Genomic DNA, 24,450 nt, shown 5'->3' on the forward strand with positions numbered 1-24,450 from the left:
GCAGGCAACCGACGGGCGGAGTGCCTTCCCGGCTCAGTTCGGAGTCAGTGCGGAGGACGGGCGCCCTCGTCGCGCTGGTCCGACAGTTCACCCGGTCGAGTGGAACCGATGCGGGCGGAGACCGGGGCCACGGCGGCGGGGTCAGACGATCATCGACGGCCAGGGCCAGCGGCGGACGCGGTAGGGCAGCCACCAGGCGAAGGCGTCCACGGTGCCGACGAGCCCTTCGTCGATGAGGTGGGCCAGGACGTCCGGGGGGATCGAGTCCGACCGCGCGCCCGGCATCAGGGTTTCCACCGCGGCGAGGTACTCGGGATCGTCGATGACGAAGCGCGACAGGTCACCCGCCCGGCGGTCCCTGACCTCCAGGAAGCCCGGACCGTGCCGGTGGATGCACTTGCACAGGTAGTACGTGCTCCGCCACTGCTCCAGGACCGCGTCGGCGTCGGGGTGGTCCGGCAGGGCGCGCGGCGGGTGGAAGTGGTTCAGGCGGGCCCAGACGTCCTGGTTCCGGCCGGAGATCATGGTCCAGTCGTAGGCGACGCTCCAACTGGTCAGCTCGCGCAGGAAGACCATGAGCCACACCAGGGTCCTGGCGTCCATCCCGCCGGAGAGGTCCACCGGGCTGCCGACGGAGACCTTGCGGACGCCCCTGGCGTACAGGTCCGCGGCCGTGGCCTGCGGGTCGCCCGACGCGGGCTGCTCCCCCATCGCCAACTCCGGCAGGTGCAGGACGGCGTCGTCGTGGTCGCGCCAGAGCAGCAGCGGGACCGGGGCGGGGCGGTGGTCGAATGCCTCGACGGCGGCGGTCACGCGGGCACCTCCTCGATGTCGGGCCGGGTGTGCTCCGGTTCGGCGTCGGGCCGGGGCAGTTTCATCAGGTCCTGGTTGCGGGCAATCGGCGCCACGTGCACGTAGGTGTCGCACTCGGTGAACAGCACCCCGAGCCGCAGCCACTCCGCCAGGGCGTCGGCGATCCGACCAGGGTCGGCGTCCAGCCCCGCCGCGGCGAGCTTGCGCGACAGCGCGCCCGGCGCGTGCGGTTGGTCGAGCAGCCGGAACAGCGCGACCTCCCACGGGTCGTCCAGCCACCGGCTGGTCCAGTCGAAGTCCGCGCGGCGGCTGACGAGCAGGATCCGGTCGCCCAGGTCGGTGTGGCTGAGCCTGCTGGTGGGAAACTCCCGCTGCCACCGCTCGGCGGCGTCGCGCAGCCGGTCCCCGACGTCCTCGCCCACGCCGAGCGAGTCGGAGGTGAACAGGTAGGCCAGGTCCATCAGCTCGGTCCGCGGGAGGTCGTAGTTCATCGCGTACTGCGTGCCGGGCCCCAGGTCGGCGAACCCGAGTTCCGGGCGGTTGAAGTACGGGCTGAACCGCTCGATGACGATCCGCGCGACGCCCTCCACCGGCGGCAGGTGGTGCAGGGCGGGCATCTGCTCGATCACCGGCAGGTAGTCGTCCTCGGTCTCGCCCGGGAAGCCGTAGAGGTAGTTCCACGCGATGGACAGGCCCTCCGACGCCGCGTCGCGCAGCATCCGCACGTTGTGGCAGCCCGTCACGCCCTTGTCCATGATCTTGAGGACCCGGCTGTTGAGGTTCTCGACGCCGGGTTGCACGTTGACCAACCCGGCCGCGGCGAGCGTGGCGAGCTGGCCGCGGTTCATGTTCGACTTGATCTCGTACTGCATGCGCAGGTCGTACCCGGACTCGATGATCGCGGGCAGCAGGGTGCGCACGTAGTTCATGTCCAGGATGTTGTCCACGACGAACATGTCCAGCACCTGGTGCTTGCGCACCAGCTCGACGATCTCGTCCCAGAAGACGTCCGGGCTCTTGCTGCGGAACTGCATGAACGACCCGTTGAGCCCGCAGAACGTGCAGTGGTGCTTCTCGCCCCACCAGCAGCCGCGAGCGCCTTCCACGACCAGCTTCGGGTCCAGCCAGTCGCGCACCACCGACTCGTCGAGGCGCTCGAAGTAGCCGTCGTACTCCGGCGCCACGATCTGCGCGGGCGCCAGCGGTGTGGTCACCATGGGGTTGACGACCGCCGCGCCGTCGTCGTCCCGCCAGCACAGGCCGGGCACCGCGGTCGGCGGTTCGCCGGCGCGCATCGCCCGGACCAGGGCGGGGAAGGAGACCTCGCCCTCACCGCGCAGCACGTAGTCGACGAACGGGAAGTTGCGATGGATCGCCTCGCCCTGCACGCCGTCGCAGTTCGCCCCGCCCATGGCCACGCGGACGTGCGGCAGGATCCGCTTGAGCTCCTTGGCCACCGCCAGCGCGGGCACGTTCTGCTGGAAGGTGGACGTGAACCCGACCAGGTCCGGGTTGCGCTCGGCGATGCGCCGAGCGGTCTGCGCGACGAACTCGGGCGCGGTCTCGTGCAGCTCCAAGGACATCGCGCGCTGCTCGTCCGGCATCGGCACCAGCTCGGCCAGCTCGTCCTCACGCCAGTGCGGGTCGTCGTAGAGCGCCGAGGTGAACACCCAGTCGCCGACGCCCTGGAAGTAGGTGTCGAGCGAGTAGAAGTAGTAGTCGCGGACGGTGAACGACCTGCGCTCGGCGATCCAGTCCACGTAGTCCAGGTTGGCGTGCACGACCTCGACCGAGGTACCGGGGACCTCGCGGCGCACCGCCGTGCTCAGGATGCCCAGCGCCAGCGAGGGCACGTCTATCAGTGCCCACGGCATGTTGACCAGAACGATTCGCACTGCGGCTCGCTTTCGTCGTGCTCGCGTCTGTGGTGTCCGGATCCGGTAGGGGTGGGAGGCGGGCGATCGGGTACCGCCCGCCTCTGCCACCTCCGGTGGCGTGCCGTCAGAAGCTGACCTTGACGGACACGCTCACCTCGACACCGCGGCTCTGGTCGCGGTTGCCGCTGATCGGGTCGTTCTTGATGACGCGCTTGCGCATGTGGTCACCTCCCTCCGGTGGTCGGGGCGCACGGGTCCGGCCCGGTGCCGGGGCCCTCGTTCATCCCGTCTTCGCGGGGGCGGAGATCTCCCGCCCCCCGAGTGCCGTCGCGACGAAGCTCACGACGGAGCCGATGATCTGGCGGTGGACCGCGTCGGTCCGGCCCTCGTGGCCGGACGGGGTCCACTGGAGCTCGGGCTCGACGCCGTGCGCCTCCAGCGCCGCGACGTAAGCGGCGACCTGGTCCGGCGGGCAGCGGTCGTCCTCGGTGGCGGCCAGGACCAGCACCGGCGCCCGCACGGAGGCGACGTGGGACATCGGGGACGCCGCGGCGTACGCGGCGGGCCGCTGGTCGGGGTCCCCGCCGAAGATGCGCCGGTCGAGGGCCCGCACGGCGGGAGTCGCGCCCCGGTAGGCGGCGACGTAGTCCGCGATCGGGTTGACCGCCGCGACCGCGTGCCACAGCTCCGGCTGGACGCCCGCGGCGAGCAGGGCGAGGTAGCCGCCCCACGACGTGCCCACCACCGCCGTGCGGTCCTCGTCGGCCACGCCCGCGGCGACCAGGTGCTCGCGCACGGCGGCGAGGTCGAACAGCTGCGTGTGGCCGGGCCCGTCGGAGAAGTCGTTGCGCCAGGCCGGGCCGTAGCCCGTCGAGCCGCGGTAGTTCGGCCTGGCCACGGTGCAGCCGATGCCCGTGAAGACCGAGACCAGGCCGTCGTAGGCGTCGCGGGCGGCGGCGTGCGGGCCACCGTGCAGCAGGAACACGGTGGGATGCGGTCCGGGCGAGTCCGGCGCGGTGAGCAGCGTGTGCACGGGTCCGGCCGGGGTGTCGACCCACACCTCGCTCGTCACGCCCGCCACGGTCGCGTTCCGCGGGCCGAGCGACCACCGTCCCGAGGCGGTGCGCAGGTGCGGCGGGTGCGTCGCGTCGGTCCACACGTAGTGCAGGTCGCCGTCGGGCTGCACCTGGGCGGCCAGGATGCTGCCGCGCGGCGTCGGCACGGGCGCGTCGGCCCGCCGCTCCAGGTCGAGCTCGCGCAGTTCGGACCGGGCGTGCCGGTCCCGGCGCACCAGGACCCGCCGCCCGTCGGGGTACCAGGTCGGCGCGATCTCGGTGTCGGAGTCGAACCACCGCAGCTCGCGGACGCCGCCGTCCGGGGTCCACTCGGCCAGGCGGTACGCGGTGTCGTCAGAGGTGGTCAGCAGCAGCCGTGCCGGGCCTTCGACCGGGGCGAACCCCGAGACCCACAGGGCTCGTCCCGGCAACCGCAGCGGCAGCCGTTCGCCGGTGGCCAGGTCCAGCACCACCGCCGGCACCGAGTCCTCGGCGTCGCGGGCGAGCACGGCGAAGCGGCCGGAGTGGGACAGGTCGACGAGCGTGGTGTGGCCGTCGAAGTCGCCGACGTGGTCCACCCGGCCGTCCGGGCTCCTCCGGTAGACCGAGAGGCCGTCGTGGCCGACGCCGACCGCGGCGGTGCCGTCCGCGGACATGGCGAGCCCGGCCGCGCGCCCGGGCGGCAACCCGGCGTCCTCGGAGTCGCCGCCGCCGAACGGGGTGATCCGCCAGCGGCCGACCCCGGTGAGGTCGTCGTCGAACCACCACACGTGAGCGCCGGTCGGGTCGATCGCGCAGCCGACGGTGCCCTGCGGTCGGTCGGTGACCTGACGCGCGCCCGCGGCGGACCAGGCGAACACCTCGCACCGGCCGTCCGCGTCGCCGGTGTGGACGGCGCGGTCGGGCGCGAACTCGGCGAAGGCGGGCACCTCCGGGAAGAACACCTGGACGTCGATCTTCACGGCGGTCACTCCTCAACCGGCTCGGGGGTGCGGTCGGCCGCGGACGACGCCGCCAGGGATCGCACGGTCGCGGTCGTGTAGAGCGCGATCGCGACCAGCGCCGCCCCGAGCACCGCGGCGACGAAGGCCGGGGCGAGCGCGGCGACGAGCACGCCCGCCACCAGGGGCGCCACCGCGCCGGTGCCCTCCCCGACGACGCCCAGCGCGGTCCCGACCCGGCCCTGCATCCCGTCCGGGGTGCTGGTGATCGCCTTGCTCTGGAACGCGATGCTCAGCGCGGGGGTGAGGGCCGACACCGCGGCCAGCAGGACGCCCATCACCACCGGTGGCGGGGTGGTGGTGAACCCGAACGCGACGAGGACGACCAGCCACGAAACGACCAGGACCAGCCGGGTCGGGGCGAAGCGGCGCAGGAAGAAGGGCGCGACCAGCGCCCCGCACAGGCCCGCCACCCCGGCCGCGGTGAGCAGCAGGCCGATGGTCGCGGCGGACGCGCCGTGCAGGCGCGCGACGAGGATGACGTGGAAGTACAGCGCGCCCAGCACCAGGTTGACGCCCCCGGCCCACGTGACCATGAACCGCAGGAACGGCTCGGCCCACAGGAACCGCACGCCGTCGGCGAAGTCCCGCAGGAAGAAGGACTTGCGGTCTTCGGTCCGCGCCGGTCGCAGCTCCGAGCTGAGCAGGCCCGCGCACAGGGCGGTGACCGCGTAGGAGAAGGCGTGGACGAGGAAGGGCGCCCAGGGCGCGAACTGGTACAGGCCACCGCCGATGCCCGGTCCCGCGAGCTTGGCGGCCTTCTCCCTGGCCTGCAGGGCGCCGAGCGCGCCCTCCGGGTCGTCCTTCGGGAGGATCGCGCGGATGGCGCCCGACGCGGCCGCCGCGTAGCAGGCGGTGGCCACGCCCTCGACGACCGCGGCGGCGAACAGCACCGGCAACGACGCCCGGCCCGTGAGCACCACGAGCGCGATCACCGTCGCCGCGCAGGCCGCGACCAGGGCGGAGACCACCATCATCGGCCGGCGCGGCACGCGGTCCGCGTAGACGCCCGCCACCGGGGAGACCAGCACCTCGGCCAGACCGACCACCGTGCCCAGCACACCCGCCGTCACCGGCGAGCCGCCGAGCAGCAGGACCAGCACGGGCAGCACCAGCGCCGAGGCGTGCGAGCCGAGCAGGGCGGCCGCGCCACCGAGCCAGAACAGCCGGAAGTCCCGGTGTCCGCGCACGCTGGTACCGACCACCGACATCCGTCGTTCTCCCGTCTTCCGCGATCACGAAATCAAATCCATGCGACGAACAGAGTCCGGCGAGGGGTTCAAGACCGCACTTTTCGGCGGTAAAACGAGACTGGAGCCAGCCTTATCTCGGGTCCGACAACCACCGTTCCACCAGGGCGGTGGATGCTTCCCCGGAATTTATACATGCCCCGCCAAGACTCGTCATGCACCCCGGCAGAGCAATTCCGCTGGCGTACGGACCAGGGATAACTCCGGCGGATGCCACCCGCGCGGAGATCCGAAGCAATGGGCTTCGTTCGGTATTGCGAAACCGCAGCGGCCCGGCGATCCTGCGCCCGCCGAAATCATCGCAATGCAGGTAGCGGAGGTACGAGCGCAAGAGGCGCGCTCACGGTGGCGGCTGCCGTCCACCGTGACTTCGACCGGCACGGCATGACGACCGGCTGCGCCGCCCCAAGACGGCGCAGCCGGCCGAGTCCCCCGTCAGCCGGTTGTCGTCCGGTCGAACACCCGAGCCGGTTCGGGCGCGGTTGCGCCCGACGCCGGAACCGCGTTGCACCGTTGCTACCACCGCGTTCGACCACCCGGTACGTCTTCGCATACCGCGAGAATCGTTCCTTGACGTTGCCGGGGCCGGTTGCGATCCTTGTTTTTTCGCGCGAGTGTCCTACCGTCCGCAGACAGGGGCACGAAATGGCCGTGGACATGTCTTTCCTGATCGCGGATCCGGATTATTACGAACCGTGGGACACCATCGATCCCGGCGTGCGCTATTCCCCCGCGCACGCGCCCGAGGGGTGGACGCGGCTGCACGACGGCGCGTGGACCCACTGGGGACCACCCGGGCTCGTCCTGCCCGACCAGGGCTGGAAGGTGCACGTGTCCAGCTCCCTGCGCAACGCGCGGTCCGTGCTGGCGATCGTGTCGTCGGCGTGCGTCGAACTCGGGGTGCCGTTCAAGCACCTCGCGGGCGAGCGCACCTTCCTCATCGCGCACGACAAGCACGCCGCCAGGCCGCAGAGCGGCAAGTTCTGCACCCTGTACCCGCCCACCGAAGAGCGCGCGCTGCTGCTGATGAGGCGCCTGTCGGCGGACCTGGCCGGTGTCGACGGGCCGTTCGTGCTCACGGACCGGCGATTCGGCGACAGCACGTGCGTGTCCTACCGGTATGGCGCGTTCCGCGGCCGCAGCAGGGTCGACGCGGACGGCAACCACGTGCCGACCATGACCCGTCCGGACGGGCAGGTCACGGACGACGAGCGCGGGCCCGCCTTTCGCCTGCCGCACGGCGTCTCCGACCCGTTCCGCGAGACCACGCCCGCGCGTGCCGCCGGACCGGTCACCATGCACGGCTACACGTTCGACTCCGTGCTGCGGCACAGCAACGCCGGTGGCGCCTACCGGTTCCGCACCGGCGACGGCGCCACCGTGTTCGTCAAGGAAGCCAGAGCGCACAACGGTTACACCGCGGACGGCGTCGACGCGAAGACCCGGTTGGCCGAGGAATACCTGGTGTTGCGCGAGGTCCACGCCCGCGCACCCGGCGTGTGCCCGCGGCCGGTGGAGCTGTTCCACCACTGGGAGCACAGCTACCTCGTCTCCGAGTTCATCCCGGGCGGGTCGCTGTACCGGTGGATGGTGACGAACAACCCCGCGGTGCTCGACGACGCGGACGCGGCGGCGTACGCCGGGTACCACGAGCGCTGCCTCGGGCTCCTCGACCAGCTCGACGCGCAGCTGCGCGCGTTGCACGACCTGGGTTTCGTGTTCATCGACCTCAGCCCCACCAACGTCCTCGTCGACGACGAGGACCGCGTCCGGCTGGTCGACTTCGAGGCGGTGCAGCCCGTCGACCGCGTGCGGCGGTACATGGGCACACCGGGCTACCTGCACCCGGACCCGCGGGCCGTGGCCGAGCACGACCCGGCGGAACTCGACCGGTACGGGTTGTCGGCGCTGGCGCTGCTCCTGGTGTTCCCGCTGCACGAAGTGGCCGAACGCCACCCGGCCGCGCTCGACCACCTGCACGCGGACCTGGCCGAGGCGGCTCCCGTCGAGCCACGGTTGTGGCGGTGGGCCACGCACTGCCACGAACGCGGCGAAGACACCCGCCTGCCCACCCCTGCCGCCGTTCGGGCGGACCCGATCGCCGCGCTGCACGACCTGGCCGAGCGAACCGCCGACGCCATCGAGGAGATGGCGCAGCCGGACCACCCGGCACGGGTCTACCCCACCGTCCCGCTCGGGCACCAGACGAACACCCGGGCGTTGGCCGCGGGCACCGCGGGCGTGGTGCACGCGCTGCACCGCGCGGGTCGCGCGATCGACCCGGCGATCGTCCGGAGGCTGCGCGACGAATCGTTGGCGTCAGCCGAGACCACCGCACCCGGCCTGCTCCACGGCAGTGCGGGCATCGCGGGCGTGCTGGCCGAACTCGGCGAGGGTGACGCGGCCGAGAAGCTGCTCGACGAGGCAGCCGCACATCGCCTCAACCACACCTCCGGCACGTTGGGCGGCGGCGCGGCGGGCACCGCGCTCGGCTTGCTGGCCCATCACCGGCGCACCGGTGGACAGCGTTGGCTGGACTTGGCCTCGGGGTTGCTCGAACGCGTGCCGGACGGTGACGAGCTGACCGCCCGCCTGGGTGCGTCCACCCGCTCCGGACTGGTCAGCGGTCGGGCGGGTGTGGCGCTCGCGCTGTACCACCTGCACCGCGCCACCGGGGACGATCGGCTGTTCGCGCGCGGAATGCGGCTGCTGGGCGAGGAACTCGCCTACGCCGTGCCCCTGCCGGGCGGCGGCGTCGGCTTCCGCGTCGCCCGCAACGACCGGCGCGTCTACCCCTACCTGTTCGCGGGCAGCGCGGGTTACGCCTGGGTCCTGTCCCGCTTCCTCGCGCACCGGCCGGACGCGGAGTTCGACGTGCCCGTCGACGTCGACCTGACCGCCACCGAGGTGCTGTCGCGGTGCCTGGACGCGTGCACGGCCCGCTTCACGGTGTTCCCCGGCCTGTTCCCGGGGCTGGCGGGCCTCGTGACGACGCTGGCCGACGCCGGCAGGCGGCTCGACCGGCCCGACCTCGTGGACGCCGCGCTGTCCAGCGCCCGCGGCCTGTTCAGGCACGCGGTGCCGCACGGGAGCGGAGCAGGCTGGCTCGGCGAGCCAGGTCAGCGGATCTCCACCGACCTGTGGTCGGGCGGAGCCGGCGTCCTGGTCGCCCTGCGACTCCTGCTCGACGCCCTCCAGACTCCCCCGGCACCACGTCGAGGGGACACGGGTGGAAGGAGTGATCAGCATGGAGGAAGTCCTGTCCTTGCAAGCTGAGGTGGCGCCGGAGGACGACCTCATGGCGTGCAACGTGCTCACCATGAGCAGTCGAGGCAGCGTCTGCCTGTGACGCCACCGCTCGTCGCCGCTTGTCGGGCACCGGCACCGCGCCCGGCAAGCAGCGACGCGTGTTCCCGCACGCGTTCCGCCCCGGAACGGCACACGTCCCTCGAGACCTGGCCGCTGCCGCGCCGACTCCGCACGTCCCGTCGGGGTCAGGCGCCTTCCTGGTTGGTGGTCAGGAGGCGGGCGAGCCAGTCGGTGCGGGTTCGGCGGGCGGTGGTCGAGATGCGCGCCTGCGGGTAGAGGGCGTCGAAACCGTGGAAGCCGCCCGACCAGACGTGGAGTTCGGCTTCGCCGCCGGCGGCCCAGATGCGGGTGGCGTAGTCGGTGGCCTCGTCGCGGAAGACCTCCGCGGAGCCGGTGTCGACGTAGGTGGGCGGCAGGCCCGAGAGGTCCTCGGCCAACGCGGGTGAGACGTAGGCGGGCACCTCGTCGCCGCTGAGGTCACCGAGGAGGGCGCGCCAGCCGAACGCGTTCATCTCGCCGGTCCACACACCGGGCACGCCGGAGTACTGGCGGCTGGACGTGCTGGTGTTGCGGTGGTCGAGCATGGGGCAGATCAACACCTGCGCGGCGATCGCCGAGGTGCCGAGGTCACGTGCCAGCAAGGTGAGGCCGGCGGCCAAGCCGCCACCCGCGCTCGCGCCGGCCACGATTATCCGCGCGGGGTCGACGCCCAGTTCGGCAGCGTGCTCGGCGACCCAGAGCAGTCCACGGTGGCAGTCCTCGACGGGCGTGGTGCCGGTGGCCTCCGGTGCGAGCCGGTACTCCGCGGAGACGACGACCGCGCCGAACTCGTCGAGCCACTCCAGCGGGATGTCGATCTGCGAGAACCGGTCGCCCATGACCATGCCGCCACCGTGCATCCAGTACACGCAGGGGGCGGCGGGGGCGCGGTGCGAGGGGCTGAAGATCGACAGGTGGATCGGGGCGCCGTCCTCGGCCGGCACGGTGACCTCGCGCCGGTCGACCTGCCGGTGGGCGAGGAGGGGTTCGAGGGGCGTGGAGGGGTACTGGCGCAGTTGCGCCAGGACTTCCGCGTCGAGCCGGGGCACGAGGGGCATCCCGGCCAGCAGTTCGCGCAGCTCGGGGTCCAGGGCGGGGCGGGCGGTCGTCATGTCATCGCCTTTCGTCGGGTGGTGCGGGAGGGTCGGGCGGGAAGCGGGCCGCGTCACCGGGACGGGAAGGCGGCCTTGCCGCGGACCGGGACCTGGTCGCCGTACACGGGCTCCCCGACCAGCAGCTCGCCGATCCGGGCCACGATGGCCCGTGCGGCCTCGCCGGCGAAGGCCCGGTGGTGGTCCTCCTCGCTGGTCCAGCCCTCGATGACGTGCACGACGTCGGGATCGGACGCGGAGCGCGAGACCAGGTAGACGACGCAGTGCTCGCTCGCGCCGGGGCTCCCCTCGTCCAGGCCGGTCAGCAGGAGGTCGACCAGCCGGTCGCCCAGGCCGGGAGCGGCCGTCAGGGTGGCGCTGAAGCCGTAGGTGGCGATCATGTGTCTTCCTCTCAGCGAGGGACTGTGCTGCCGCCATTCAACCCGTCTGAGCAGGGAAAACGTAGAACTATCCTCTCTACAACTTGCACGATCCTCTCAACTTCGAGAGTTTCGGACTCGAAAGGTGCTGCAATGGGCGCATGTGCCTCGAAGAGCTCCGCGCGCTGCTGACCCGACACGCCGGACCCGACTGGACCACCGCCATCGACGGCGTCCTCATCTCGAAGGTCGACCGGCCCGACCCACCCGCGCCCTCCATGTCGGGCACGGTCCTCGCGGTCATCGCCCAAGGCGCGAAACGCCTCGCCCTGGGCGACCGGATCTACGAGTACGGCCCCGGGCAGTACCTGGTGGCCTCCGTCGACCTGCCCGTCACCGGGCAGTTCACCCGCGCGGACCCCGAGCAGCCGGCGCTCGGCTTCGGCCTCGTGCTGGAACCCTCCGCCATCGCCGAACTGCTGCTGCAAGCCGGTCCCGGCGACCTACCGCGGGCCGGTGAGGGCATCCCGTCGGGGATCGCCGTCAGCGACGCCTCCGCCGAGCTGATCGAAGCGGTGGTCCGGTTGCTGCGCCTGCTCGACGAGCCCCGCGACCGGGCCGTGCTGGCGCCGCTGGTCAAACGCGAGATCCTCTGGCGCGTGATCACCGGCGAGCAGGGGGCGACGGTTCGCCAGCTCGGGCTGGCCGACAGCGGCCTCAGCCACGTCTCGCGGGCCGTGCGCTGGATCCGCGAGCACTACGCGCAGCCCTTCCGGGTCGACGACGTGGCGCGCATGTCCGGCATGAGCACCTCCGCGTTCTACCGCAACTTCCAGGCGGTGACCGCGATGAGCCCCATCCAGTTCCAGAAGCAGATCCGGTTGCAGGAGGCCCGGCTGCTGCTAGCCACCCACCCGGGCGATGTCACGGCGGTCGGCCGCCGGGTCGGCTACGACAACCCGTCGCAGTTCAGCCGGGAGTACCGCCGCCTGTTCGGCGAGCCCCCGAGCCGGGACGCGGCCCGCCTGCGGGAGGTCCGGCGCGCCCCGGCGGGGGTGCTGACGTGATCGGGGGCGGAAGCGGGAAGAGGATCGTGCCAGACGAAGGCAGGATCGTTCTATCGTTTCAGCAGGTCAGGGCGATTGAATGGGATCACCGCTGCTCCTTCGGCGAAGAAGGAGCCGGACTTGTCGAGTCCCACCAGACTGCGCGGAGCACCCATGAAAACGGTCCTGATCACTGGCACCTCCTCCGGTTACGGACGGGAGACCGCCCTCCACTTCCACTCCCGGGGGTGGAACGTCATCGCGACGATGCGCACCCCGCGTGCGGACGTCCTCCCCCAGTCGGACCGGCTCCGCGTCGTCGGGCTCGACGTGACCGAGCCCCGGAGCATCGCCGCCGCGATCGAGGAGGCGGGTCCCGTCGACGTGCTGGTGAACAACGCGGGCGTCCCGTCGATCAGCGTGTTCGAGGGCACCTCCATGGCCCGCGTGCGGGAGGTGTTCGAGACCAACACGTTCGGCGTGATGGCGATGACCCAGGCGGTGCTGCCCCAGTTCCGCGAGCGCGGCTCCGGTGTGGTGGTCAACGTGACGTCCAGCGTGGTGCTGGGCCACATGCCGCTTTCCGCCGTCTACAAGGCGAGCAAGATGGCCGTCGAGGGGTTCACCGCGTCGCTCGCGCTCGAACTCGCGCCCTTCGGCGTGCGGGCGAGGGCGGTCCAGCCGGGCGCCTGCCTGACGACGAACTTCGCGGCCAGGGCGACGAACGGCACCTCGGTGGACGACCTGGTCCCGGCGCCCTACGCACCGTGGGCGAGGAAGGCCATGGCCGCCTTCACGAGCCAGGACATGTTCACCCAGGAAAGCGACGTCGCCGAGGCGGTGTGGCTGGCTGCTCACGACACGACCGGTCAACTGCGGTTCCCGGCCGGTCCCGACGCCGTCTGGCTCGCCCAGGCGAAGTGATCGTCCAGCGAGGCGGGTGAACCGACCTGGTGACGGCTGGACCGCTGGTCCGGCAATTGGGCGGACGCCGGGTGTGCACCGCGCCGGCCCGCTGAGCGGATGTCGTGCCCGGCCCCTGAGGGCAGGACCATGCCCGTAGCCTACGGGCATGGGGAGATCACGGCAGTTGCCGTTGACCAGGGACGAGTTCGACAGCATCTACGCGAAGGTCACCCGGCTCACCGTCGAGGTGGTCATCAGGACCGAGGACGGTGTCCTGCTGACCCGGCGCGGGATCGAGCCGTGCCTGGGGCAGTGGCACCTGCCCGGCGGCACGGTGCTGTTCGGTGAGAGCCTCGTCGACGCGGTGCGACGGGTGGCGCGCGACGAGTTGGACGTCGAAGTCGCGGTCGGAGAGCAACTCGGCGTCATCGAGTACCCGAACCTGCTCGCCTCCGGCTACCGGGGTTGGCCGCTGGGCCTGGCCTTCGACACCCGCATCGTCTCGGGAGTGCCCACGCGCACCGAGCAGAGCGAGCACATCGCCTACTTCCGGACCCTGCCCCACGACGTCATGCACGACCAGGCCGTGTTCATCACCGGTCGCGGGCTGGCCGCCCCCGCCGGGACCTGATCACCGCCCGCTCGGCGTGTTGCCCGTCTTCGTGTTGTCGACGGCGGGCGGCGATGCCGATGGGCGTGTAGGCGCTGCCGGCAACCGGCCGACCTCGGACACGGGGTGGCCCACCGCCCCCGCGATCCGGTCTTCGCCATCGTCAACGGGTCACCGCAGGCGATGGCGGGACGAACTCGCCCGGGCGGTCACGGTCGTGGTGGCGGTGTGCGCGTCGTCCGCCGCGTGATGACCCGGGTGGGGCGTGGGGAGGATCGCGGCCAGGTCCCTTGATCCCCGGCTTGCGGTGACTCGCCGTCGGCGATGTCGTCGTCCTTGGCGGAGGTCGGCAACGACTGTCCAACTCGGACTGTCGGCGCGACCGGGCCGACGTCGCCGGCTCCGCCAACCGGAGTTTCGTGATGGCGTCGCCCCGGTGGGGCTGCGGCCGGGTGGTCCTTGTGCCGAGGCGAGATTTCGCGCCCCGGTCCAGAGTCGGACCAAGGCCGGGCGGACAGCTCGTCTCGACCGGGGTCGACGGACTACCCGAAGACCTCGTCGAGCAGGAGAGTGAACTCCCCTGCCGTCGGCACGCGGTCGGCCTCGAGCAAGACGATCACCCGGCCGAGAGCGGCGGGGACGGGCGCACCCGACGGTGTTATGAGCTTGCGGCACGATTGGGCGGCGTGATGGCGGTTGCCGACGGTGAAGTGAGCCCCTGCCGCCTCGCGCAGCAGCAGCGCGGCGCGGTCGACCTCGCCCCGAGGCCAGTGCGAGCTCGGCCCGGCAGTCCGCGACGTGGGCCCGTAGGAGTTGCCGGACCGCACGTACAGCGCGTGCGCCGGCCCGTGGTAGCGGTCGGCCTCTTCAAGGCTGCCCAACGCCAGGCTCGCCCGACCCAGCAGGTTGTACGTGCTCGCCGTGCCCGCGTCGTCGTCCAGCTCCACGTACAGGCTCAGGGCGTGCAGAGCGGTGCCGAGGGCCTTCTCGAACGCGCCGGACCGCTGTTCCACGCCGCCGAGGCCGTCGACCGCGTTCGCCCGACCCGCCGGGTCGTCGATCCGGTCGAGGATGGCGAGCACGGCTCGGACTGCGCCGTCGACCGTTCGTAATCGCCGTTCTCGCAGTACGCGCGCGCCAGGGACTGGCGGAGCCGCACCTCCTCGCAGTACGCGCGCGCCAGGGACTGGCGGAGCCGCACCTCGACGTGCCCGTCGCCTCGCGGCTTACCGCGTCGACCGCCTCCACGTGGGTGCTGAGCCAGTCCTGCCGGCGGGCGCCCGGGTAGGCGAAGTCGGACATGGCCCACGCCAGTTGCCACGTGTACGGGCGCAGATCCCGTCGGTCGCCGTCGTGATCGCCGCCGGCACGTTGTCGTACTCCTCCGCGAACCACCACAATGCCGCTGCGCTGTCGCGGACGTTGTCCAGAATGAGCAGCAGGTCCCGCCCGTCCACCACGCTGCGCAGGTAGGCGCCGCGACCGTCCGCGTCGGGTGGGATCGGCCGCGTCGGCACGTGCAGCGCGTCCAGCACCATCCGGACGGCCGCGTCGGGCGCCACGGCGGGTCCGCGCGGGTCGAAACCGTGCAGGTCCACGTAGACCTGCCCGTCGGGCAACAGGTCCCGCGCCGACCCGCCCCACAGGTGGTCGTTTCCGATGTCCACGTCGATCCGGTCGTAGAAGTCCGGGCCGGTCGCGCAGGAAGCGTGAGAACAGCGCTTTCCGTTCCGGATCGAAGTGCGATTCGCACTGGAACGACTTGTCGACGAATCGAACCGAACGACCCGACCGAGGCCGTGACGTCGTCAACTGTTGCGGCACGGCGATGAGGATTCGTTGGATCAGCGTTGCATCGCCTGCTCACGGGAGGGCGACGCGGTGGGGACAGTCGCGTGTCGTGGCGGCGGTATCGGGTGAGGTTGGGGTTCGGCTTGGCGACCGCCTGTTACCGGCAGGGCCTGCCCGGCAGCGGTCGGTGGAGGACCTGGGCACCGATCCCGGCCTTGCCCTGCGAGTCGCACCAGCGCATCCGCACCGCCGACGCTCGTGGCCGAACAGCCGGGCGAGGCTGTTCGCCCTTTCGGGTGCAGAGATTCGAGTGCGGACAACCGCAGGTGCAGGTCCTCGGGGCTGAGGACGGCGCACCGCCTGAGCAGTGCCGGGCCGTGGGTTGGCCCTCGCGGCGCGACGGCGGCGAACACCAGCAGTAACGATACCAGCCAAGTGGCGATAACTGCCGTGTCACCGCAGGTGGCTGTCACGAAGTTGTGTAGTGTACCCTATTCTACGCCTCCAGGCGTAGAATGGATTGGAGGCTTCAGTTGTCGCCAAGCACGCCACTCGCCACAAGGTCAAGTGCCATCGATCTCAGTGTGGTGAATTTGCGCGTCTTGCTCTCCAGCAAGTCGTCGCGCGTGGACGCGGCCGTCGCGTCGATTGTGGCGAGGGTCCACAATACGACCCTGTCCGCAGATACGCAGGGACAACGTGACTAGCGTTCACAACTCTGTCGACCTCGTTCCGCAGGGAGACGGCTGCTTGCTGTCCGAGGCGTTCTTCGCGGAAGTGTGCGAAGGCCCGGTGCGCGGCGAGGTGATGCACGTCCTTCGCCGCATCGAGAACACCCAGCGCAAGCTGCTCATTCTCGGATTCGAACGGGAAACGCGCGAGCGGGCCGACGTCGAAGTGCTCGTCCCGGACCTGGGGGAAGCCTGGGACCTCCTTCTCCTCGCCGAGGACGCGGCACCGGGTGTGGTCGATGAGGTCATCATGTTCCCGACCGTCGGCCTGTGGTTCAGACGTGCCCTTGAGACCGTCGTCGACGGACACGTCGACACACCCGCGAAGCGGGCGGAGATCGGGGTCGTGCACGCGGTCGCAGCCGCTGCCGCCCTGCGAGCCGGGTTGTCGTTCGACATCAGGGTGCCGGTCACCCAGGGCGTCGTCAGCCTGCCCACAGTGGGGCAGTACGAGATCGCCGTCGACCCTTCGGTCGACTTCGTGCCGCTGCACCACTCGGAAGCGGGCACGAAGGTGGAGCACGTCAAGTTCCGACCGGTCCGCAGACACCGTTCGACGGCGTCGGGAGTGGTGCTGGAGGTGGTCTTCGAAGACACCGACCCGCACCGGGCGTTCGCGGACAACCCCGCCGCGCCGGATCCGCTCAGCGACACCGAGTTCGAGCGCTGGTGCGCTCAGCTCGACGCCGCCTGGGAGACCCTGGTCGGATGGGATCGGCGTTACGCTGAAGAGTTGTCCGTCGGGCTCCTGAGCCTGGCACCGCTCACCCGCGAGGGCAAGCTGGTCGGCGCCTCCTCGGCGTCGGCGTTCGGCGCGATAGCGCTGTGCGAGAAGCCATCGGCCGACGAACTCGCCGACGCGCTCGTGCACGAACTCCAGCACTCCAAGCTGAACGCGGTCCTGGAGTGCGCGAGTCTGCATCGGACGGACGAAGTGGACTACTTCTACGCGCCCTGGCGTGACGACCCCAGGCCCTTGAACGGTGTCCTGCACGGGATCTACGCGTTCACCAGCGTGGTCGAGTTCTGGCGCGCACGACGCGGCCTGGTCTCGGAGGGCCGGGCCGCGAAAGCCGACTACGCCTTCGTCCTCAGAGCTCTGCAAGTGCGCATGGCCATCGACGACATCGCCTCCACGGCACAGCTCAACCACTGGGGACGGATCTTCCTGGACAAGCTGTCGAGCCGCCTGGCCGTCTGCGAGGACGACCTGACGGAGGCCGATCGCACCGGCCCCGTCGCGAAGCTCGTCGCCGATCACCGCGCCCTGTGGCGCGTCAGGCACGTCGTGCCGGACGGACCGGGCATCGCCCGACTCGCCGACGCCTACCTCGCCGGCGAGGCGAAACTCACGGGGTCCACCCTGGACCACCGGATCGCGGAGGAACCCGTGCCCGGTGCGTCGGATCGCGCGCCGCTGTTCAAAGCCCAAGCCCTCGGTCTGGCGACCACCCACGCGGACCCAGCCGATCTCGCGTGCGCGGCCGGCGACGTCGAGGCGGCCACCGCCGCCTATCGACGACGCCTGGAAGCCGACCCCGATGACGAACAGGCGTGGGCCGGTCTCACGCTCACCCTGAACACCGCTCGGCCAGAGGTCGCCCGCGCGCTGCACCGGGAACTCCGGACGCGTGCCGTCGATCGCCCGGACCCGGTGCGGCTGGCCGGGTGGTCGGCGGGCTGAGCGGCGTCACAGCTGCATCGTGTCGATGTCGCAGTTCGCTCGGATGAGCTTGGTGGCCAGGACGGTCGTGGGGTGCTTCTCGCCCAGCACGAGGCGGAGCTTTTCGACCGTCCTGGCCTGCAGCGCCGCGGACTCCTCGAGCCCTCCCAGGTTCCGCAGGTCGATCGCGAGGTTCAGCGCCGCGGCCAACGTCGACGGGTGGTCGCCGCCCAGCACCGCGGTCGACCGGGCCACGACGTCCTCGTCCATCTCCTTCGCCCGCGTGTGCTCACCGAGCGCCGCCAGGTCGCTGGCCAGGTTGGTGGCGCTGACGAGCGCGAACGGGTGATTGCTGTCGAAGATCCGGTGCAGCGTGCCGGTCACCGACTCGTTGAGGTCACGCGCCCGCTCCAGCCGGCCCGCCAGCCGGTAGTTCACCGCGAGGTTCGTCGCCGCGATGAGCGTGTGCGGGTGCTCCGCGCCCTGGATCTCCACGAAAAGCTGGTGGCTGCGCTCGGCCATCTCCATGGCACCGGTGATGTCGTCGAGGTGCCGCAGGTCGACCGACAGGGTCATCAGCGACGTGATCGAGTCGAGGTGCCGTTCGCCGAACCTCCTCCGGTACCGGTTGTAGCACTCCTGGGCGAGCACCCTCCCGCCCATGTGATCCCCCGTCCGGCACCGGGTGACCGCGAGGTTGCGAGCCGTACCGATGGTGTGCGGGTGATCCTCACCCAACAGCTCCCGCTGTCGCGCGAGCGTGACTTCCTGCATCGCCCGTGCCGCCTCGTAATTGCCGAGTTCACGCAGATCCGTGGCGAGCGCGCCTTGCGAGCGGTGCGTCCACAAGTGGTCCGAGCCCAAGACCGCCAGACGTCGATCGAGCGTGTCGACATCAAGCCGGTGCGCCCGGTCGAAGGACCCCACGAGCCGGTAGCAGCCCGCGAGGTTGTGGGCGTAGCGCAACGTGTTCGGATCATCGTCACCGAGCACCCGGCACGCCCGCTCGTAGGCGTCCTCCTGCACCGCCAGTTCGTCGTTGAACCGGCCCTGCGAGCGCAGGTCGGCCGCGACGGTGTCCATCATGCTGATCACCTGCTCGTGGTCATCGCCGACCGCCGCGCGCAGCATCTCGTAGGTCCGGTTGTTCATCAGGGTCGCTTCCTGCGCCTTGCCCGCACGCCGCAACCCCGCCGCGTGCAGCCGGCGCATCTCCAGCGTTTCCAGGCTGTTCTCGCCCAGCATTCCCCGCCACACCTCGACGCCGTGCTCGGACAGGTCGATCGCGCCGTCGTAGTCGCCGCTGGCCAGCAGGTACTTGACGAAGTTCGTCATCATCGCGCGCGCCCAGGTGAACTGGCAGTCCATCGCCTCCGACGCCATCACGTGCGGCAGCAGCTCGGCGTACCGCTGCCAGTTCGCCGCGTCCTCCGCCACCTGGGGGTCGCCGCTGACCAGCAGCACGTGCACCGCGTGCCGCATGTTCTCCCGGTCCTGCTCCGGCAGCCGATTCTTGACCGCCGCCTGCACCAGCCGGTGGAGCTGGATGGTGTTGCTGCGGTGGTCGATCTTGGCGAGGCTGTACTTCTTGATCTCCCGGATGGCGCGGTCGAGCTTGATCGGAACGGCCAGCGCTTCCGCCAGCTCCGGCGGCACCGGCACGTCGCGCACGCCGCGGAACAGGGGCAGCGAGATCGGCTCCGCGCCGAAGAACGCGCAGATCTGGAGCAACTGCAGCGCCGCCGGGTGGTCACGGCCCAGCACGCCCAGCGGCACGTTCCACGCCGCCGCGACGGGGAGCTGGTCGTCGTTGGACGAGCCGGCCTCGACCAGCTCCGACCGGTTGAGCCGCAACAGCTCCAGGTACTCCGGCACGGGCATCCCGGTCTGCGCGCGCCACGCCGCGGCCTGCTCGATGGCCAGCGGCAGGTCTCCCAACGCCTCTGCCAGCTCGTTCGCCTCGGCTTCATCCAGCTCGCCGCCACGCCGGTGCAGCAGCTCGATGCTCTCCGCGCGCGTGAACAGGTCAACCTCGACGGAGTGCGCGTAGCCGCTCCAGTCGGAGTTGCGCGAGGTCACCACGATCTGGCCGGAGCCGGTCGGCAGGAAGCGGCGCAGCTCCTCGGGTCGCTCGGCGTTGTCGAAGACGATGATCCACCGCGAGTACGGCCGGCCGCCGGCCAACGCCTCCAGCACCGCGGGCACCGCCGCGTCCGCCGACCCCGCCGGCAGGTCCAGTCGATCCGCCAGCTCCACGAAGCTCGTCTTGATCTGCGCCGGGTGCTCGGCGGGCACCCACCACACGAGGTCGTACTCCGACTCGTGCCGGTGGAGGTACTCCACGACCGTCTGGGACTTCCCGACACCGCCCATGCCGTGCAGCGCCTCCGGCAGGACAGCGGTTGCGCCGCCCTCGGCCAGTCTTCGGCGCAACTGCTCCAACAGCGCTTCCCGGCCGACGAAGTCCTTGTTGCGCAGGGGTACTCTGCCCCACACCTGCGGTCGATGGTCCGGTCCACGCTGTTGCTCACGCCTGCTCATGTCGCCTCCTGCGGTGGACACCCCCGCTGTGCCCCTTTGGCCCCCGTGCCCGGCATCGAGCTCCGAGCGCAGCGCGGCGAGGCGCTTCGCCCTGGGCATGTACGGACCGGACAAAGCGCGGAACACCGCTTCCTGCACGCGAATGTGGCGCAGGTTCTCGGGTGAGATGTCGGGAAGTGCGGTTTCGGGCTGGTCGAGCGCGGTGGCCAGATTGCGCAGCACGGTCGCGCCCGGCACGGCGTGCTCGGCCACCAGCCGCGCGACGCGCACCGTGTCTGCCCGATGGGCGCCCGAGAGCAGTTCCTCGCGCACACCCACGTGGAAGTCGTAGAAGACGTCCGGCGGACCCTCGCCACGGTCGCGCACCAGCAGTCCGCCGAGCAGTACCTCCGCGAGCACGGTCAAGCCCGCCTTCGGCAGCAGCACGCGCTGCACGAGCTTCATCGTCGGCAGGTCCAGTGGCGCGGCGGCGAGCAGCCCCGCCAGTTGGAACGCGGCGGAGGAGGCGACGGTCCGGAACTCCAGGACCCTCTCCCGTGCGCTGAGCGACTTGTCGGGCCCCGAACGCGGGCGGTACGCGGGCGGCGCGCCGTGCAGCGGGTGGACGAGCGCCGCGGTGGTCTCCACCCACTCCGAGCCCGCCGTGCTCAGCAGCCGGGCCCACCCGGTGAACCAGGAACCGGACAGCTCCAGCACGGGGATGGCGGTGGCACCGCGCTCGGCGCTGTCGGGGAACGCGAAGTCCGGCTCCGCCGGCGAGATGCGCAGTTGACCGTTCGGCGCGCCGGAGTAGCGCGCGGACAGCCGGACACGCCTGGCCGCGAGGCCGGTCCAGTGCCACAGGCGCTGTTCGAGCATCTGCACCACGGCCACCGGCATCTTCTGCGACCATTGGTACAGGACGTGCTCGGCGGCGCCGGTGTACCAGGCCGTGCCGACGGCGTCGGTCAGCACGAGGACGAGCCGCCTGCCGGTCGGGTCGGCGAGCCTGAGCCAGCTCATCGGCCTGGCCTCGGCGGTCTCGGCGCGCAGCACCAGGTCCGAGGGTGACCGCACGGAGAAGTCCGAGTGGTAGAGCCGCACGTCGCGGAACGCGCCCTGGTGCATGAGCAGGTCCCGGAACTCCTGCGCGGTTTGCTGCCAGATCGACATGGACGCGGACCGGTCGACGACCAGGGCCACCTCCAGCGGCTGCCACTGCGTCGGACGGGTCTCGGGCATCCACAGCCTGTCCTGCGCCGCGCGGGCGGCGGTGGCCTCCTCGTCCAGTTCCTCGTCGCGCGGAGACCGCGAGCCGCGCATCAGGGGTCGCAGCGCGCGTGCGATGCGCCTGCGGTCGGGCAGGGCGGGAATCGTCGGCCACGCCGAGGACGCCGCCAGGGTCGGGCCGGCGGCGTCGGACGCCCGGCCGTTGATCGCGCCGGTCGAGTTGATCGTCCACTCCTGGAACCCGTCGGCTGCGGGCCCGCCGTTGCCTTCCCCGGACTCGTCGTCGGTCGTCGTGCCCTCAGGTGCGCCGCCGCCGCGTCCTGAGGACGTGTCCGGTCCGCCTTCGGCGGTTGTCGGCGGCGGCGGGCGACCCAGCGCGTGGTCCGGCGGGGGCAGCGACTCCTCACCCCTGAGCACCAGCGCGAGCCACAGGGCGTCGCGCAGCTCGCGCAGCAGCAGGCCGCTCGTCGGAAGGTGGCGGGTCGAGTCCGTTCGCGCGTGCGGCGACTGGGCGACCGCGGCGCGGACCCCCGCCCAGCCCTCCACGTCGTGCTGCGGCCCGACCATCACGACTCGGTGGACAGCGGGTGCCAGATCGACTTCAGCAACTCGTCCCACTCCTGGTCCTGTCGGTACTCCCCGGAGGTGGCGAGCTGCACGGCGAGGTGCACGGCGTTGAGCAGCTGGTCGGACGCCAAGCCGCCCACCTGCCTGCTGTGCTCCAAGAAGTGGTCGATGAGCCCTTTGAGCTCGACGCCCTCGGGTGACCCGAAGTGGGCGGCCACCATCTGCCCGAGCTGGTCGTAGTTGGGCGGGTCGACGTGGAGCTTCAGGCAGCGGCGCATGAACGCGGGCGGGAACTCGCGCTCGCCGTTGCTCGTGATGATCACGACGGGGAACTCGCGGCACCTCACGATGCCGCCGACGACGTTCGCCGTGCCGCCGTGGTCGTTGGTCCGCACCTGCACCTCGGGCCGCCCGCCACTGATCCGCACCAGCTCCGGGATCTCGTACTCGCCCTCCTCGAAGACGTTGAGCAGGTCGTTGGGCAGGTCGATGTCGCCCTTGTCCAGCTCGTCGATGAGCAGCACGCGAGGCAGGTCGTAGGGCAGCAGGGCGGTGCCCAAGGCACCGAGGTGGATGTAGTCGCCGATGTCGGCGTCGCCCGCCCGGTCCCGGTCGCCCGCCCCCGTGGCCTGGACGCGGCCGATGGCGTCGTAGGTGTAAAGACCGTCGCCCAGACGGGTGCGGCTGGTGACCGGCCACCGCAGCACCGGACCGAGTCCGAGTTCCCTGGCCACCAGGTACGACAGGGTCGACTTTCCGGTGCCTGGGTTGCCGGTGACCAGCAGCGGACGCCGCAGGCTGATCGCGGCGTTGACCATGTCAACCTCGCGCGGGTACGGGATGCGGCGCACGGTGCGCGCGTTGCCGACGTGGCGGTCGGCCTCGCCGCCGTCGTCTTCCGGGCGGAAGGTCGTGCCCTGCCCGGAGAACCGCCGCCACGGCGGGGCCGGCGGCCAGTCCCGCACGGGTCGCGACGCTTTCTCGGCCGTGCCGTGGTAGACGTGCCAGCGTGGTGTCGTCGGCTGGAGGGTGGCCGTGTCCGCATTCATGCAGCCGAGACTCCTTCCGGTGCCGTCGGGTCGATCGGCACCACGATCCGGTCCGGGTCGTCGTAGAGCACGGTCAGGGCATGGCCGCAGTGCGTGCCGCCCGGTCCTTCCGCGAAGGCCTCGGTGCGCGCCACGCGGATGCGTTCGAGCAGGCCGAGGTGGTCGCCGTCGTGGAGCAGCCTGCGCGCGGTGTCCATGAACACCGAGTCGCAACTCTCACGGTGCCACAGGATGACCGGCACCCCGGCGCGCAGCCCGACCGCGACCTCGTCGCGGCCGGAGAACTCGGCCCGCGGGGGTGAGCTGAGCACGAGCGACACCGCCGACGGCTTCCGGGAGAACGCGGCGATCAGCTCGCGCAGCGCCTCGGGGCTGTCGTCCCGACCCCAGCAGCCGGATTCCTCGGCGATCACACCCGCCTGGTCGAGCTGCGCAGCCAACTCGGCCCAGCGCGTCTTCCACTCGCGGTGCCACTGGCGCTTGCCCATCCGCTCCAGGCTGCGCACCACCACGGGGTAGCGACAGCCGAGCAACTGCGGGATCTTCGTGTCGGTCTCCCACTTCCACTGGTCCACGTCGAGGTTGAGCATCTCCGCCGACAGCACGAACTCGACGTGGTAGACCGGGTCGAAGTCGACCCAGTGGCCCTCGATGTACTCGATGAGCATCGCGACCGTGTGCTTGATCGACTCCAGGTCGCCGACGTGCTCGAACGCGCGCATCGGGTACCAGCCGTCCTGCATGCCGAGCTGCCGCCAGTGGACCAGCTCGAAACGGTCACCGGAAGCACCGACCCGTTGCAGCGAGAACACCAGGAAGCCGTAGTCCTTGAGCGGTTTCGTGAGCGGCGCGCGGGCGTTGCGGATGTCGCGCCGGACGGCGGCCAGTTCGTCGGCCAACCCCATCAGCTCGGCTTGCAGGCCCGCCCAGCGGTGCAGTTCCAGGGCGATCTCGGGGCGTGCCTTCGCGGCCAGGTGCTCGATGAACACCAGTGCCTTGGGCAGGCCGTCCGGGCGCGCGTTGAGGGTTTCCAGCAGGCTGAACGCGTCGAGGTAGCTCGAGTTCTTGGGCAGGTGCGGCGCGGTCGGACCCGCGACCGCGCGGTACGCCTCGTCGACGTCCTCGACGTTCACCTCGCGCAGCAGCGTCAGCGCGGTGTGGCGGACGTCGGAGGACCACAGCGGCAGAACGGTCATGTCGAAGACCGCGTCGCGCACCTTGGCCATGTGCAGCGAACCCTTGTCGAGCCTGCCGACCACCCGGACGAGCGCGGACAGCCCCAGCGGGCGCTGGTAGCAGGCGGCGACGATGTCGTAGAGGTGGATGAGCGTGTAGCCGTGCTCCTCCACCGGGAGGACTTCCCCGAGTTCCTCGCAGAGCATTCTGACGACCAGGTTGCGTCCGTGCAGGTCGCCGAGCACCTGGATGAGGCTGAGGGATTCAACCAACTGCCATAAGACTCCCCGTTCGGGCTCCCTCGGTGTCCGCACGTCCGCGCCCCCTTGTGGTCGACCGCTATGCC

Annotated in this window: 16 protein-coding genes; 5 read left to right on the top strand and 11 right to left on the bottom strand. The window is 71.1% G+C overall.

Annotated features, from left to right (window positions below; genetic code table 11):
- Window positions 1-141: 141 nt before the first annotated feature.
- From AB0I91_RS19190 to AB0I91_RS19205, 4 genes are all read right to left on the bottom strand, one after another.
- Complete coding sequence (locus tag AB0I91_RS19190) at window positions 142-813, bottom strand: DUF5825 family protein (protein ID WP_499609228.1); 672 nt, start codon at window positions 811-813, stop codon at window positions 142-144.
- Window positions 810-2,708 (bottom strand): RiPP maturation radical SAM C-methyltransferase, encoded by a 1,899-nt coding sequence (locus AB0I91_RS19195; protein ID WP_499637903.1) that lies wholly within the window; start codon window positions 2,706-2,708, stop codon window positions 810-812. Before AB0I91_RS19195 ends, AB0I91_RS19190 begins: the two co-directional genes overlap by 4 nt.
- A gap of 262 nt (window positions 2,709-2,970) precedes the next feature.
- Window positions 2,971-4,707 carry a S9 family peptidase gene (locus tag AB0I91_RS19200; protein ID WP_499637906.1) on the bottom strand — a complete coding sequence of 579 codons (1,737 nt, stop codon included), beginning with the start codon at window positions 4,705-4,707 and terminating at the stop codon, window positions 2,971-2,973.
- Window positions 4,708-4,712: 5 nt separating this feature from the next.
- Entirely contained in the window at window positions 4,713-5,957 is a 1,245-nt protein-coding gene (locus AB0I91_RS19205) for an MFS transporter (RefSeq protein WP_498777953.1), read from the bottom strand.
- Window positions 5,958-6,653: 696 nt separating this feature from the next.
- Between AB0I91_RS19205 and lanKC the strand changes: the two genes are divergently transcribed.
- Window positions 6,654-9,272 (top strand): class III lanthionine synthetase LanKC, encoded by a 2,619-nt coding sequence (gene lanKC, locus AB0I91_RS19210; protein ID WP_498778196.1) that lies wholly within the window; start codon window positions 6,654-6,656, stop codon window positions 9,270-9,272.
- A gap of 218 nt (window positions 9,273-9,490) precedes the next feature.
- Here lanKC and AB0I91_RS19215 read toward each other — a convergent pair whose 3' ends face one another.
- Complete coding sequence (locus AB0I91_RS19215) at window positions 9,491-10,456, bottom strand: alpha/beta hydrolase (protein ID WP_499609214.1); 966 nt, start codon at window positions 10,454-10,456, stop codon at window positions 9,491-9,493.
- Between the two features lie 53 nt (window positions 10,457-10,509).
- A complete protein-coding gene (locus AB0I91_RS19220; RefSeq protein WP_498777957.1) occupies window positions 10,510-10,836 on the bottom strand; it encodes a putative quinol monooxygenase in 327 nt (108 codons plus the stop codon).
- A 140-nt stretch (window positions 10,837-10,976) separates the two neighbouring features.
- Here AB0I91_RS19220 and AB0I91_RS19225 point away from each other — a divergent pair, with 140 nt between their 5' ends.
- From AB0I91_RS19225 to AB0I91_RS19235, 3 genes are all read left to right on the top strand, one after another.
- On the top strand, window positions 10,977-11,882 hold the full coding sequence (locus tag AB0I91_RS19225) for an AraC family transcriptional regulator (protein ID WP_498777959.1): 906 nt from the start codon (window positions 10,977-10,979) through the stop codon (window positions 11,880-11,882).
- 153 nt (window positions 11,883-12,035) lie between these two features.
- Window positions 12,036-12,785, top strand: coding sequence for an SDR family oxidoreductase (locus AB0I91_RS19230; RefSeq protein ID WP_499637910.1), 750 nt, complete (start codon window positions 12,036-12,038; stop codon window positions 12,783-12,785).
- Between the two features lie 148 nt (window positions 12,786-12,933).
- Window positions 12,934-13,398 carry an NUDIX hydrolase gene (locus tag AB0I91_RS19235; RefSeq protein ID WP_498777963.1) on the top strand — a complete coding sequence of 155 codons (465 nt, stop codon included), beginning with the start codon at window positions 12,934-12,936 and terminating at the stop codon, window positions 13,396-13,398.
- A gap of 521 nt (window positions 13,399-13,919) precedes the next feature.
- Here AB0I91_RS19235 and AB0I91_RS19240 read toward each other — a convergent pair.
- A complete protein-coding gene (locus AB0I91_RS19240; protein ID WP_499609208.1) occupies window positions 13,920-14,459 on the bottom strand; it encodes a tetratricopeptide repeat protein in 540 nt (179 codons plus the stop codon).
- Between the two features lie 144 nt (window positions 14,460-14,603).
- The gene (locus tag AB0I91_RS19245; RefSeq protein WP_498777967.1) at window positions 14,604-15,044 is read right to left on the bottom strand and encodes a hypothetical protein; all 441 of its coding nucleotides are present in this window, start codon (window positions 15,042-15,044) and stop codon (window positions 14,604-14,606) included.
- A 772-nt stretch (window positions 15,045-15,816) separates the two neighbouring features.
- Here AB0I91_RS19245 and AB0I91_RS19250 point away from each other — a divergent pair.
- A complete protein-coding gene (locus tag AB0I91_RS19250) occupies window positions 15,817-17,583 on the top strand; it encodes an aKG-HExxH-type peptide beta-hydroxylase (RefSeq protein ID WP_498777969.1) in 1,767 nt (588 codons plus the stop codon).
- Between the two features lie 6 nt (window positions 17,584-17,589).
- Here AB0I91_RS19250 and fxsT read toward each other — a convergent pair whose 3' ends face one another.
- Genes fxsT through AB0I91_RS19265 form a run of 3 tightly spaced genes read right to left on the bottom strand, consistent with a single transcriptional unit; the run spans window position 17,590 to window position 24,376 of the window.
- The gene (gene fxsT / locus AB0I91_RS19255) at window positions 17,590-21,879 is read right to left on the bottom strand and encodes an FxSxx-COOH system tetratricopeptide repeat protein (protein ID WP_499609205.1); all 4,290 of its coding nucleotides are present in this window, start codon (window positions 21,877-21,879) and stop codon (window positions 17,590-17,592) included.
- Window positions 21,879-22,928: an AAA family ATPase gene (locus AB0I91_RS19260; protein WP_498777973.1), complete on the bottom strand. Its 1,050-nt coding sequence runs from the start codon at window positions 22,926-22,928 to the stop codon at window positions 21,879-21,881. The genes fxsT and AB0I91_RS19260 overlap by 1 nt, the downstream gene beginning before the upstream one ends.
- Window positions 22,925-24,376 (bottom strand): VMAP-C domain-containing protein, encoded by a 1,452-nt coding sequence (locus AB0I91_RS19265; protein ID WP_498777975.1) that lies wholly within the window; start codon window positions 24,374-24,376, stop codon window positions 22,925-22,927. Before AB0I91_RS19265 ends, AB0I91_RS19260 begins: the two co-directional genes overlap by 4 nt.
- Between the last annotated feature and the right edge of the window lie 74 nt (window positions 24,377-24,450).

It is taken from the genome of Actinosynnema sp. NPDC049800 (assembly GCF_040656635.1).
Classification (GTDB): domain Bacteria; phylum Actinomycetota; class Actinomycetes; order Mycobacteriales; family Pseudonocardiaceae; genus Actinosynnema.

What these genes read in the sequence shown, in the direction of transcription:
- AB0I91_RS19205 (WP_498777953.1), bottom strand. Translation starts at nt 5,957, where the DNA reads ATGTCGGTGGTCGGTACCAGCGTGCGCGGACACCGGGACTTCCGGCTG.
- lanKC (WP_498778196.1), top strand. Translation starts at nt 6,654, where the DNA reads ATGTCTTTCCTGATCGCGGATCCGGATTATTACGAACCGTGGGACACC.
- AB0I91_RS19215 (WP_499609214.1), bottom strand. Translation starts at nt 10,456, where the DNA reads ATGACGACCGCCCGCCCCGCCCTGGACCCCGAGCTGCGCGAACTGCTG.
- AB0I91_RS19220 (WP_498777957.1), bottom strand. Translation starts at nt 10,836, where the DNA reads ATGATCGCCACCTACGGCTTCAGCGCCACCCTGACGGCCGCTCCCGGC.
- AB0I91_RS19225 (WP_498777959.1), top strand. Translation starts at nt 10,977, where the DNA reads ATGTGCCTCGAAGAGCTCCGCGCGCTGCTGACCCGACACGCCGGACCC.
- AB0I91_RS19230 (WP_499637910.1), top strand. Translation starts at nt 12,036, where the DNA reads ATGAAAACGGTCCTGATCACTGGCACCTCCTCCGGTTACGGACGGGAG.
- AB0I91_RS19235 (WP_498777963.1), top strand. Translation starts at nt 12,934, where the DNA reads ATGGGGAGATCACGGCAGTTGCCGTTGACCAGGGACGAGTTCGACAGC.
- fxsT (WP_499609205.1), bottom strand. Translation starts at nt 21,879, where the DNA reads ATGGTCGGGCCGCAGCACGACGTGGAGGGCTGGGCGGGGGTCCGCGCC.
- AB0I91_RS19260 (WP_498777973.1), bottom strand. Translation starts at nt 22,928, where the DNA reads ATGAATGCGGACACGGCCACCCTCCAGCCGACGACACCACGCTGGCAC.